Genomic DNA, 12,771 nt, shown 5'->3' on the forward strand with positions numbered 1-12,771 from the left:
CATGCAGGCTTTTATTCGAGCTCTTCTGCAGTATCGCGCGATCGTTCTCATGGTCTTCCTTGCCGGATTGGCGGTGGGTGTCTTTGCCTTTGTGCAACTCGATATTGAAGCGTATCCCGATCCCTCTCCGCCGCTGGTGGAGATCATCACGCAAAATCCATCATGGTCAGGCGAGGAGATTGAGCAGCAGGTTACAGTGCCGGTGGAGACGGCATTAAACGGCACACCGCATCTGGACCAGGTGCGCTCTATCAGCATCTTTGGGCTAAGCGACGTAAAGCTCTACTTCTCCTTCGATAGCGACTACTTTCATGACAAGCAGGAGGTTCTGAACCGCCTGCAAACGCTCCAGCTTCCTGGCAATCTACAACCGCAGCTTTCGCCCTGGTCCCCCATCGGCGAAATATATCGTTATCAACTTACGGGCCCGGGATACTCGCTGAATGAGTTGAAGGCGACGCAGGACTGGCTTGTTCGCCGTGAATTGAAGCAGGTCCCCGGCATTATTGACATCACTACCTTCGGCGGCACCACGCGCCAGTACCAGGTGGAGGCCGATCCCACCAAGCTGCAGGCCTTCGACGTAACCCTGGCGCAATTGCTCAACGCCGTCCAGAACAGCAATGCAAACGCTGGTGGAAACTACCTGGCACTGGGCGACCAGAATGTAAACGTGCGGGCACTCGGACTCTTGAAGAATGTCGACGACATTGGCTCCGTCGTCATCGCGGAACGTAAAGGAGCTCCAGTTCTGGTGAGAGACGTTGCTCGCATCAGCGAGGGATTCCAACCGCGCCTTGGCAAAGTGGGACGAGGCAGCGAAAACGATATAGTCCTTGGCATCGTACTGCTGCAGAAAGAGGAGAAATCCCTCCCAGCATTAGGGGCGCTTAAGAAGAAGATTCATGAGTTGAACAATGGAAGCCTGCTTCCTCCGGGTATGCATATCAGCACAATTTACGACCGGACGGAGTTGATCCATACAACCACGCATACGGTCCAGCATGTGATCCTGACCGGTCTGGTTCTCGTGACCCTGGTCTTGATCTCGATGCTTGGAGATCTGCGTATCACATTCATTGCAGCCATCACCATACCGTTTGCCGTGCTCTTTGCTTTCTCGATGATGGTGCTCACCGGGCGCTCAGCCAACCTTATTTCGATCGGGGCTATCGACTTTGGAATCCTGGTAGACGCGTCGATTGTCGTTCTTGAGAGCATTTACCGAAAGCTTACGCGTCGAGTCGAAGGAGAACAGACTGCGGATCTGGTAATTGAAGGCGTTGCGGATGCCGCCAAGCCGGTTTTGTTTTCAACCTTCATCATCCTCGTAGCATTTATTCCGCTCTTTACGATGCAGGGGGTTCCGGGCAAAATCTTTGCACCGATGTCGGTGACTTACGGGTTCGCTCTCACCGGAGCCCTCATCTTTGCCCTCATCTTTGCGCCAGTTCTCGGATTCATCGCCGCGCCCAAAGAATATAAAAACGCTGAATCGCAGACATGGCTGAGCGGCTTTCTCCGCCGGCATTACGACGCTGCGATTCGTAGATCCCTTATTCACCCGAGCCTTGTCTGGATCATCGCAGGAACAGCTCTGGTGGGTTCCATCGTGTTATTCACCTTTGTTGGCGGCGAGTTCATGCCACCGCTCGAAGAGGGCAATCTCTGGATTCGAGCTACGCTCCCGCAGGACATCTCCTTTGACGAATCAGCGCAAATGGCCGATAAACTGCGCGCCGAAATTGCGAAGTCGCCGGAAGTGACGCAGACTGTTTCCCAGATGGGCCGCCCGGACGACGGCACCGATGTGAGCACCTTCAACAATATTGAAATCTCCGTCGCACTGAAGCCGCGTGATAAATGGCGCGCCGGCCTAACCAAGCAGGGGCTTATCGAAGAAATCGGTAAGCGACTTGCTCCCTTCCCTGGCATCGATCTGAATTTTTCGCAGAATATTCAGGATAATGTCGAGGAAGCAATGTCCGGCGTAAAGGGCGAGAACTCGCTCAAGCTATTCGGGGATGACTTTGATGCCCTCACCCGCACGGCCGAGCAAATTTCAGGAGTCATGAATTCTGTAACGGGCGTAGCGGATGTGGGTGTCTTTCGCGTTGGAGGCCAGCCCAGCCTTCTGATTCAAATCGACCGTGCGAAAGCCGCACGCTATGGAATCCTTGCGGGAGACATCAATGCCGGTGTACAGGCAGCGATCGGTGGTGCGGCCGTCACGCAGATTATTCAGGGAGATCGCCGCTTCGACCTCACGGTACGTTATCCGGCACAATACCGGACCGATCCACAGGCAATTCAGTCCATCCTGGTGCCAACAGCAGATGGCGGACGGGTTCCACTCGGACAGATCGCGGACGTTGGCCTGAAAGATGGAGCCTTCATGATCTACCGGGAAAATGGGCGGCGCTATATTCCGATAAAGTTCAGCGTGCGTGGACGGGACCTGGCCACTACAATGCAGGATCTGCAACAGCAATTGTTGCAAAAGGTAAAGCTTCCCGCGGGATTCAATTACACATGGGCTGGCGAATTCGACAGTCTTCGTAAAGAGCAGCACCGGCTATCTCTCGTTATTCCGGTCAGTCTCCTCGTGATCTTTGTCCTGCTCTACATCCAGTTCCGTTCATGGATTGACGCTTTGATTGTGCTTGGCACCCTTCCCTTCGGAGCGATAGGTGGCGTGCTGGCACTGTTTATTACACGCACTCCCTTCAGTATTTCTGCTGCGGTTGGATTTACTTCGCTGATCGGAGTTGCCACTCTTGGAGCGGTTGTCTTCCTGGAAGGAATTCGCCGTGCGCAGCGCGAAGAGGGCACTGAAGCGGGCATTGAGCAGGGATGCCTCGACGAAATGCGCCCCGTTGTGATGGCATGTATGGCCGCAGGACTGGGACTATTGCCCGCTGCGCTATCGAATGGTGTAGGAGCACAGGCACAGCAACCGCTTGCCCGTGTCGTAGTCGGCGGAATGATCACAACGTTGCTTGCAATTCTGTTCGTAATGCCCTTACTAGTAAAGAAATTTACCCGCAAGGACGTGCCAGCGGAAACAGTCGAGACGGCGAACCAGTAGCTGATTCGCCGCTCGTTGCGCACCACTCCAACCCTATTATTCTTCCCGCAGAACCTCCAGCGGCTTCTGCCCAAGAATATGGATGCTGGCGATCCACCCAGTTCCAACGGCGAGAATGGCGGTCAGCAAGACCGCCACGACGCCGGAACGCAGATCGAAGCGGTAGATCACGTCGAGTCTGTGAAGGAGAATACGCGACAGGAGATTTGCGAAAATAGCGCCGACAACTCCAGCCAGCAGTCCCAGGACGAGAAACTCCGTGCTGAATACTTTGATGATGTAGCCACGTCTTGCTCCCAGCGTCTTAAGAACGACCACCTCGCGAATCCGCCGAAAGCGCGTGCTGGCAACACTGGAGGCAAGGATAATCACACCGGAGAGCATCGAGAAACCAGCAAGGAATCTGATGACCCCGTTGATCTGTCCCACAAAGCCTTGGATGGTATCGAGCACATCGGCGATATTGATGACGGTAATCGTCGGATATGCGGCAAATAGAGCACGCTGCATCGCCGGTACCTGCGATCCGTCTACGTGCACGGCTCCGTACCAGACTACGGGCAATCCGCTAAGATCCGTGGGCTGGAAAATGAATTCGCTTCTTCCGTAGACATGCTGGCCGTCGCTCTTGAAGATGGCTCCCACCTGAAGAGGCAGCATCCGCTCGCCGCTAACCAATGTAAGATGCGATCCAACTTTGAGATGCAGACGCTGCGCAATGCGTTCGCTCACCGCAAGCGAAGCGGAAGACTCACGGTTCCACCACTTTCCGGAGAGCACTTTCACACCCGCGGGCTGTTGATCGGCCCAGGTCAACGCCACGGACTGAAGCAGTCGCTTCGGGAAGTTTGCAAGCTTTAGCTGATCGATTGGCACCCCATCCACCGTTGCAATCCTGCCTGAAACAACCGGCAGTGTCTCTAATTGGCCGCGAACGCCAGGCTGCCTTGTCAGCAAACTGCGAACGCCATCCAATTCCTGCGTGCTGATATCGATTAAAAATACATTTGGCGTAGTGGGAGAAGCGGAGACCTTCATCTCCCGCACAACAGACTTCTGCATTAAAAATACGGTGAGAATCAGCATGACGCCCGTTCCTAAGGCAGCCAGCACCGCTGCTGACTGGTTGCCTGGGCGGTACAGGTTCGCGAGTCCATGCCGCAGCGCAGCAGGTAATTGCAACCGCGTCCGTGACAATACGATTCGCAAAACCCGCAAGGTAATCGACGCGAGGGTCAAGAGGACAACGAGCGCCGCAGCCAGCCCGATCGCAAACCACTTTCCGATAACAAAGGAGTCAGACAGCGCTGAGGCTATCCCCCCGAGTCCCAGCAACACCAAAGCTGTGGCAATCCACTGCAACCGGCTATTCTTGACACGCTGCCAGAGAGTTGGCCTTCCCTCGCTGCCGCCGTCAACTGCACGCCGCAGGACCAGGCTCGGACGAACGTTACGGATATCGAGCAGCGGAGGTAGACAGAACAGGAGGGTAGTAAGAATACCCGTGCCAAGTGCAGCAAGGACGGAGCGCATGGGAAGGTGAAACGCTGGCCGCATCGGCAGGAGTTTGCCCAGTACTGCAGGAAAGATCCACTCAACTCCCATTCCTGCAAGCACGCCAAGGAGTCCACCGGCGATACCCAACAATAATGTCTGAAACAAGTAAATTCGCAGGATGTCGGACGATCGTGCGCCCAGTGACTTCATAATCGCGAGGATATCGATTCGCTGTTGCAGGTGTGCGCGCATTGCCATCGCAACGCCAATCGCACCAAGCACCATGGCTACCAGGCAAATAAGACTCAATAGCGCAGTGGCGCGTTCGAGTCCCTGGGTTAAAGCGGGATTGCTCTCGCGAAAATCAGTGACCTGTGCATCGGGAAGGATTCGCTCGATCTGTTTGCTCACCTGTGCAATGGAGGCGGACGGCGGCAATTTAAAAAGCAGGCGTTCTCCAGAGCGGCTGCCGGCCTGCAATAATCCCGTCTGAGCCAAAGCTGCACGAGTGATCATTACCCTCGGACCGAGGCTCATGGTTGCGCTCATCCGATCCGGTTCGCGGGCAAGAACAGCGGCAATTCGAAAGTCCTTGTTGCCAATGCGCAGCGTCTTCCCTACCGAAGTATGCAGTCGCACCAGCAGATCATCGACAACCACGACCGAGGAATCGGTGAGCGCCGATTTCAAATCGGCGCCAGAGTCGAGAACAGCAGCGCCGTAGAATGGATATCTGGCGGGGTCAACAGCCTTTAGCGAGATCAGCAGAGGCTGCGGATTCTCCGGAAGCCACGCCATTGTAACCATTTCCGTTACAGTTGTTTGTTGAAGCCCCCTGGCAGAGAGTTCGGCGAGGCGCTGATCCTCCTGCTCTGTTGGCTGGCGAAACATCCGCGCAGAAAGATCCGCAGCCATAATGGTGCGGGCTTCTGCCAGCAGTGTTCGCTGGAAAGACTCGCTGAATCCGCGTACGCCTGTGAGCGCAGCTACTCCGATGGCCACCGAGAGCACAACAAAGAAAAACTTGGCTCGCGACGCATGAAGTTCCCGCCACGCAATTCTTGATGCGACAGACCACGGCAAAGCAGGTTTCACGGTGGTCTTCATTTCAGAGGTTCTCCCGTCTCTCATCGGAGATGATCAGGCCATCTCGCAGCACAATCCTTCGGTCCGCACGATCTGCAATCGCAGGATCGTGGGTAACCAATACAAGGGTTGTGGAGGTTTCGCGGTTCCGATCCAACAAGAGAGACAGCACGTGTTCGCCATTCTTTGAGTCGAGATTTCCCGTCGGCTCATCGGCCATTACGATAGGCGGCTCCACGATGAAGGCACGGGCCAAAGCAACACGCTGCTGTTCTCCACCAGAAAGTTGGACCGGATAATGATGCATGCGATCTCCCAATCCAACGGAGGCGAGCAGATTTCTCGCGCGTGAAAGGCCGTCACCCGCCGCATTCAACTCGTAGGGAAGCAACACATTTTCGAGAGCCGTCAAAGTTGGAATCAATTGATAGGACTGAAACACGAAACCAATTTTCCGGCCTCGCACCTGGGCAAGCTCATTTTCTGCAAGCTGGCTGATGTCGGTCCCGTCCAGCAGTACCTGACCTTCCGTCGGCGAATCCAGGCCAGCCAGCAGGCCCAGCAGGGTGCTCTTGCCGCTACCCGAGGCGCCCATGATCGCGACGAACTCTCCGGCAGGAACGACGAGGTCGATTCCCTTCAATATGTCCACTGTTTTTGTGCCATTGCGAATCGACTTTTTCAAATCGCGAACTTCAATCATTCTGGCTGTCCCCTGTCTCTCGCCGCCTTTGCTACAGTTACTGGTGTGACCTCGCTGCGAATTTGTCTGGCACCAATTCTGCTTACTGTGCTCTCCCTAACCGCTGCGGTTGGCTGCCGAGATTCACGGCCGCCGGAGGCGCAGCCGAGTGCTCGAGCAGATATTCCTCCCGTTCCAGAAGCTGCTCCCGTCAAGCTCACGAAGGATACTCGACCAATCATCGTCGCATTCGGTGACAGCTTGACAGCCGGGTATGGCACGGAACCGGGCCAGAGTTACCCAGATTACCTGCAAAGGCTGTTGGACGAGGAACACTACGGGTACCGTGTCGTAAACCTTGGCATCAGCGGCAACACTACTAAAGACGGAGTGGAGCGGCTAAAAGACGTCATCGCGCTGAAACCTGCGCTGGTAATTGTCGAATTTGGGGGGAACGATGGCTTACGTGGGCTTCCCATCACCAGCACCCGCGAAAATCTCGACAATATTGTGCACGGATTGAAGCAATCTGGCATGAAAGTTGTCCTCGCAGGCATCACATTACCGCCAAATTATGGCGCCGATTACATCGAGCAGTTCAATAAGAACTACATCCTGATCGCGCGAAAGTACAAGGTGCCGATGCTTCCTTTTCTACTGCAGGGAGTCTACGGCGTGCCTGGCTCGATGCAGCCAGACCAGACCCATGCCACAGCCAAAGGAAATGAGCAGGTGGCCAGAAATGTTCTGGCGCTGGTCTCCCCGCTGCTCAAGAAACCGCAATCGAAAGCCAGCTAGCACAAGACTGCTACCGGCTGAAACAGCGTCCCTGCCACACGTTTTCCAATCGCCAACAGGTTCCTCTGGCCACTGAAGATCTTCACTAGTGGAGCATCCGAGTATTCAGGCAGATTGACTGCTCCCCCATTGCGGATGCGTCCTGCGGCCAATTCATCTGCGCTGACCGATGGAAGCGCCGGCAAGATGCTGCGCGGGTGAGGCAGCATTTGTTCCAATGCCTCGGCGTTCGGCAAGCTCGCAATTCTCTCAAGACTCATTGCATCGTTCAGAGTGAAGGGACCGGCCTGGGTTCTTCGCAGGCTGGCGAGGTGCGCTCCGCAGCCAAGCCTTTGGCCCAGCTCATGCGCTACCGATCGAACATACCCACCTGATGAGACACTCAGCACAAAGTCGGCACGATCTGCCGCGACCGTAGTAATTTCGAAGTTCAAGATGCTGATCCGTACTGGTTTTAACGCAACTGGCTTTCCTTCGCGCGCAGATTTATAGGCCGGTTTGCCGCCGACTTTCTTAGCGGAAAACACCGGCGGCACCTGCTCCATCTCCCCATGGAAATAGGCGGCTGCCTCTCTCACCTGATCGGGAGACAGCTGGACCTGGCAGGGAGCAGAGAGCGGCGTGCCTTCGGCATCATAGGTATCCGTCGCAAAACCGAAACGAATCGTACCGGTATATGTCTTGTCCATGCTGCCGAAATACTGCGCGAGGCGGGTGTACTTGCCAAGCAGCAATGGCAAAACACCGGTCGCCATCGGGTCAAGTGTGCCGAGGTGGCCGACAGAAGACTCCCCGGTGAAGCGACGTACGAAAGCGACAACATCGTGCGAAGTCATCGCACCTGGCTTATCTACTATAAGGAGCCCGTTCACACCTTCCACTATAGTTGCTTCGCGGGTGGAAATGCTGCGTTGCTATGCGTGATTTAGAAGGTTGTCGTCGTCCGTTCCCGCACCAGGGACAAGAATTCACTTCGTGTCTTCTGCTGCTGAAACACACCCACCATCGCGGACGTCACCGTGGAGGAGTGCTGCTTCTCTACCCCGCGCATCATCATGCAGAGGTGCCGCGCCTCGATTACCACGCCGACGCCTTGAGGCTCGATAGCTTCCTGGATGGCATCCGCAATTTGGCGTGTCAGGCGCTCCTGCACTTGCAATCTGCGGGCAAAAACCTCGATCAGGCGCGGTATTTTGCTCAGGCCGATCACCTTGCCCTTGGGGATGTAGGCCACGTGAACCTTGCCAAAGAATGGCAGCAGATGGTGTTCGCAGAGGGAGAACATCTCTACATCCTTCACGATTACCATCTCGTCGTAGTCCACATCAAAGAGCGCACCGCGGAGAATCTTGGTGGGGTCTTCCTCATAACCCTTGGTGAGGAAGGACATAGATTTCTCCATGCGCTCGGGCGTCAATAACAACCCGTCGCGGCTGGGATCTTCGCCAAGGCGAGAGAGGATCTCTCGATAAAGCTCCTGCGTGGTGTGTTCGGCAAGGCCGCTCTTTGCGCCGATCCGGGCTCCGGGCTTTGTCACAATTGCTGGTTGAGCCATTCGTTGTCCTTTTCCGCCGCCGTATCGAACGGCAGGCTCCGTATGCTCAGGCATAGCGGTTCTGGGTTCTCTCACTCTTTCCGCGATACTCAAAATAATTATTTGCCGTTTCTTCGATTCGGATGCTCACCAGGGTTGCCTTGTCGAATCCAGCGGAAACAAGATCAAACACTGTAATACACAGATTCTCCGTGGTGGGCACCTGCTCCTGAAAGCTCGCATCCAGATTCAAATTTGTATGGTCGAAGCGGTCGATGACCTCTCTCTGCATAAAGCCGTCCAGATCTCCGAGATTGCAAATCATTCCCGTCTGAGGATCGACCTGACCCGAAACTGTAACTTCGACAACATAATTGTGCCCGTGCCCATGGGGGTTATTGCACTTGCCATACACCTCACGATTGCGCCGCTCGTCGTAGGCTTCCGTGTGGAGGCGGTGCGAGGCGCTGATGCGATAACGACGCGACAGATAGGCTTTCATGGCTCCCCGTAGTAATCAGCAAACAAGTCGGGCATCTCATAGACACGAACCCGATGCAGTTTGGTGCTTCCCAGCCTGGGCGCAAGCCTATTCCAGATCGCGATGGCGATGTTCTCAGTCGTCGGAATCATCGTTTTGAACTCCGGCACTTCGAGATTCAGATGGCGATGGTCATACACCTGAAGAATCTCGCTATCGATCACATCGCGGAGCCACTTCAGATCGACTACAAAACCCGAAACCGGATCCACGTCGCCCTCTACCGTGACCTCAAGCGTGTAGTTGTGTCCGTGGCCATTTCGGTTCGCGCATCTTCCAAAGACGCGCACATTCTCCTCAGGGGAGAAGTCGTCATTCCAATAGTAATGAGCCGCGGAGAACTCCGCCCTGCGTGTCAATAGAATCATACGTTCGTCATTAATGGATGTGCTGCCAAGCCTTGCAGCTTCACAAGTTTAAGTAGAATATTCGCGTCCCTTCCAGACAACCCGTTTTCTTATGGTGTGGTGCAACCAGCTCCGAATCAGCACCACCGCAAATAGAGGCAACCCAAAGACGGAGAGCGCACAGTCGGCTGCCGGAAAATTTGACTTGGCCACCCGCGCATAAAATCGCCACAAAGCGCGGAACCACAACAATATCAAAGCCCACATTGCCAAAGGCCGGTAATGCACAGCCACGACCAGCAAGGGCAGGCCCACCAGCAGAACCAGATCCAGAAGACGCCAGGCTGCCAGCGTCAGACAATTTCCAAAGAGCAGCGCAAGGTTTTTGGTCCACCCTTCGAACATCTGTCCAAAGGTTCGATACATGCGAGTGGAAAGCGCGTCCGGCGCGTAGCGAAAGCGCAATCCCAGCTTACCGCTCTTCACCAGACTCGCAAGATCCACATCTTCGAGGATGCTGCCTGCTACGGCTTCGTGACCACCAATCCGGAGATATGCATCGTGCCGGATCAGGAGAAACTGTCCATTGGCCGCAGCCAGACGCGATTGCGGATCGGACACCTTCTGCGGTGGATATGCAAGCGCGAGTTCGCTGAAGACCAAGGGCATCAGCGCCCGTTGCCAAAAGCCAATGACAATCTGCCGTGGCGAGTAGGACAGCATGGCCACGCCTGCCCTCTCCGCCTCATGAATCGCGCGCCGCAAATCGCCAGCCTCGTGAACCGTGTCTGCATCGGTAAAGAGCAGCCAGCGACCAGTCGCCAGCTTTGCCGCGCTCCAAACCGCGTTCGCCTTTCCGGTCCAACCGCTCGGGGGCGCTCCGGGCGTGACCAGGGTGATTCCCACGAACCCCTCCGCAATTGCGCGGGTCCTGTCGGTTGAGCCATCGTCGGCAAGCAGCAGTTCCCACTCCTTGCCCAGTTCAAAGCCCTCTTCCGATTGGCTGGTCAGCGACCGCAGGCATTCTGCGATACAGTCTTCCTCATTCCGGGCCGGTATGATGACCGACAACAGACGAGGATCCTTGCTGCCTCCCGCCTTCTCCGCCGCCAACGCCATCCCCTTCAAATCACCCAACCATGACCTCGCTCAACCGCTCTTCTATCCGTATTATAGAAATTGTGCGATCTCGCAAGTTTTCTACAATCCTTTTCGCTCTGGCGTTGTTGATCCCTTTGGCGGGCTGCGATCGCGGCTCTCATCCATCGCAGATCGGCAAGAAAGCCCCCGATTTCACCGTCACGGACGCCACAAAAACCGTGCGTCTCAGCTCCTATCGCGGCAAAGTCGTCGTCCTCAACTTCTGGGCGACCTGGTGCCCTCCCTGCCTGGCAGAGCTGCCCACCCTGATTACTCTGCAACAGCGTTTGCCGGAGGTCGTTGTCCTCGCGGTCAGCACGGATCAGGATGAATCTGCGTACAACCAGTTCCTTGCCGAACACAAGATGGACATGGTCACCGTGCGCGATGGAAAGCAGGAGACCAACCGGCTCTATGGGACGGTTCGATTTCCCGAAACCTATGTGATCGACCGGAGGGGGATCCTGCGCCGCAAGTTCGTTGGAGCGCAGAACTGGACCAGCCCGGAGATCGTGAGCTATCTGAAGGGCCTGTAAACTCCTCTGCGGCAGCGAGAGAGCCGTGTTCCGTGGCGGGTAGCAACGTTCTTCCGAAGGAATCGAAGGGCTGCAGTTCTCTGCCCCGTTGCGGGCTGTTATTATTTTCCCATGACTACGCTTGATGTCGTTTATCGCTATGCCACGCATCCCACGGAAGCGGAGATGCTGGCGCTCGGCAATGCACTCGAGGTTTACGGCATGCGTCGGCTGAAGGTGAATCGCCAGGAGATGACGATTCTCGTCGAATATGACGCCACGCGCCTCAATGCAGCAGCCGTGTCCAGGTTGCTGCGTGGAGCGGGAATCTCGATCACCGAGGAGGTGTCGTTGATTCCTCCCCTGCTTCCTCCACCGGCGGCCGAAGTAAAGGATGCTGCTCCGGCAAAGTAGCCAGGACGCCGCGCAGCAGGTTTGCGAAACCGGCAAATCATTGGTATCTTAAGAGAGTCCGTAAGCCGTTATGGATGTGCGCCTGTAGCTCAGTTGGATAGAGCGGCTGACTACGAATCAGCAGGCCGGGGGTTCGAATCCCTCCGGGCGCACCATATAAGCCATCTGAAATCAATCAATTAGACTCTACACTACAAAATATCAATGATGGGTTTCGGCCACTTTTCACGCTCTCTTTCCGAACTTCAGCAGCTTCCGCTGGCTGCTATTGAACCGATTCGTCCTATCAGCAACCACGCTAATTCTGAGCTCAGTAACTGCGCAACTGCTGTGTGACCAAGCGTGTGTAGCGCGGATGCGCTACATCGAGGATCAGGAGTTGAGGGGAAGCTGTAGCGGTTAAGGGTCAGGAGAACATCTCGTTCGGCCAATCCGCCAGGCCGACAAGATTGTTCCTGACCCTTAGCTTAGGCATCGACGACGCCCTTCCAACGGCATAGGCCCGGACGCAGCGCCCAACGCGTATAGCCATCTTGCGCTTGTCCTTGTAGCCTCGGAACTGCCCCCGGATGAGATCTGCTGTGATCTCCTCCTCGGATGCTGGCCTGTTGCTATGGGTCAGGAACCGGATGATGGAAAAGTTCATCTCCGCATCATCCCGGTAATCCAGTCCGGCAGGCCCTTCCTCGAAGGCGAGTTTCGCGTCAATCTCATCCACGTCACGCAGAATTGCCTGCGCTTGATCGGCGTATTGCTTCGCCTTCGCTGGCGTTCGCTCTTTCGAAGCAAGATCGGCAAGTTCCTGCAGCTTCCTATTCTTTCCATCAATCAGTAGGGTTCTGTAATAAGAGTCGGACATAAGGGTATTTTCGCAAACCTCGTTCATGAATCGCTGAACCGGGCACGCATCTCCGCAACATCAGTACGAAGCCAGTTGAAGACGGTAGCTGCAGCCAGGGCTTGAATTCTGGTGACATGGGGATAGAAAGTAAGCGTTTGGTCCCGACCGTCTGGACGCTGGTGATGGATCTGTAGACGATGCCTGTATGGAGCAGAGCATTGTTGCAGGTTCTGAAGTTGGTGTTGGGACCACTGAGCCCCGACGTCGCTGGCGCACGGTTGAAGAGAA

Annotated in this window: 12 protein-coding genes and 1 tRNA gene; 5 read left to right on the forward strand and 8 right to left on the reverse strand. The window is 55.6% G+C overall.

The features are described from left to right. Position 1: 1 nt before the first annotated feature. Positions 2 to 3,088, forward strand: a complete 3,087-nt coding sequence (locus VM554_01740) for a CusA/CzcA family heavy metal efflux RND transporter (protein HVJ07084.1) — start codon at positions 2 to 4, stop codon at positions 3,086 to 3,088. A 36-nt stretch (positions 3,089 to 3,124) separates the two neighbouring features. Here VM554_01740 and VM554_01745 read toward each other — a convergent pair whose 3' ends face one another. Beyond that, on the reverse strand, positions 3,125 to 5,692 hold the full coding sequence (locus VM554_01745; GenBank protein HVJ07085.1) for an FtsX-like permease family protein: 2,568 nt from the start codon (positions 5,690 to 5,692) through the stop codon (positions 3,125 to 3,127). Between the two features lies 1 nt (position 5,693). Beyond that, positions 5,694 to 6,374 carry an ABC transporter ATP-binding protein gene (locus VM554_01750; GenBank protein ID HVJ07086.1) on the reverse strand — a complete coding sequence of 227 codons (681 nt, stop codon included), beginning with the start codon at positions 6,372 to 6,374 and terminating at the stop codon, positions 5,694 to 5,696. An 87-nt stretch (positions 6,375 to 6,461) separates the two neighbouring features. On the opposite strand from VM554_01750, the gene VM554_01755 reads away from it, so the two are divergent. Next, entirely contained in the window at positions 6,462 to 7,151 is a 690-nt protein-coding gene (locus tag VM554_01755; GenBank protein ID HVJ07087.1) for an arylesterase, read from the forward strand. Here the strand turns inward: VM554_01755 and truB are convergent. From truB to VM554_01780, 5 genes are read right to left on the reverse strand one after another with little or no spacing between them, the layout of a single operon-like run. Beyond that, the gene (gene truB, locus VM554_01760) at positions 7,148 to 8,032 is read right to left on the reverse strand and encodes a tRNA pseudouridine(55) synthase TruB (protein ID HVJ07088.1); all 885 of its coding nucleotides are present in this window, start codon (positions 8,030 to 8,032) and stop codon (positions 7,148 to 7,150) included. The genes VM554_01755 and truB overlap by 4 nt on opposite strands. 44 nt (positions 8,033 to 8,076) lie before the next feature. Then, the gene (folE, locus tag VM554_01765) at positions 8,077 to 8,706 is read right to left on the reverse strand and encodes a GTP cyclohydrolase I FolE (GenBank protein HVJ07089.1); all 630 of its coding nucleotides are present in this window, start codon (positions 8,704 to 8,706) and stop codon (positions 8,077 to 8,079) included. 46 nt (positions 8,707 to 8,752) lie between these two features. After that, a complete protein-coding gene (locus tag VM554_01770; GenBank protein ID HVJ07090.1) occupies positions 8,753 to 9,187 on the reverse strand; it encodes a 6-carboxytetrahydropterin synthase in 435 nt (144 codons plus the stop codon). After that, entirely contained in the window at positions 9,184 to 9,594 is a 411-nt protein-coding gene (locus VM554_01775; protein HVJ07091.1) for a 6-carboxytetrahydropterin synthase, read from the reverse strand. Before VM554_01775 ends, VM554_01770 begins: the two co-directional genes overlap by 4 nt. Before the next feature lie 48 nt (positions 9,595 to 9,642). Continuing rightward, positions 9,643 to 10,710: a glycosyltransferase family 2 protein gene (locus VM554_01780; protein HVJ07092.1), complete on the reverse strand. Its 1,068-nt coding sequence runs from the start codon at positions 10,708 to 10,710 to the stop codon at positions 9,643 to 9,645. A 44-nt stretch (positions 10,711 to 10,754) separates the two neighbouring features. On the opposite strand from VM554_01780, the gene VM554_01785 reads away from it, so the two are divergent. From VM554_01785 to VM554_01795, 3 genes are all read left to right on the forward strand, one after another. Further along, complete coding sequence (locus VM554_01785; GenBank protein HVJ07093.1) at positions 10,755 to 11,249, forward strand: TlpA disulfide reductase family protein; 495 nt, start codon at positions 10,755 to 10,757, stop codon at positions 11,247 to 11,249. A gap of 111 nt (positions 11,250 to 11,360) precedes the next feature. Then, positions 11,361 to 11,642: a hypothetical protein gene (locus tag VM554_01790; protein HVJ07094.1), complete on the forward strand. Its 282-nt coding sequence runs from the start codon at positions 11,361 to 11,363 to the stop codon at positions 11,640 to 11,642. A gap of 78 nt (positions 11,643 to 11,720) precedes the next feature. Continuing rightward, a tRNA-Arg gene (locus VM554_01795) sits at positions 11,721 to 11,797 on the forward strand. 251 nt (positions 11,798 to 12,048) lie between these two features. Here the strand turns inward: VM554_01795 and VM554_01800 are convergent. Beyond that, on the reverse strand, positions 12,049 to 12,501 hold the full coding sequence (locus VM554_01800; protein ID HVJ07095.1) for a hypothetical protein: 453 nt from the start codon (positions 12,499 to 12,501) through the stop codon (positions 12,049 to 12,051). Positions 12,502 to 12,771: the final 270 nt, after the last annotated feature.

This window comes from Acidisarcina sp. (genome assembly GCA_035539175.1).
GTDB lineage: Bacteria > Acidobacteriota > Terriglobia > Terriglobales > Acidobacteriaceae > JANXZS01.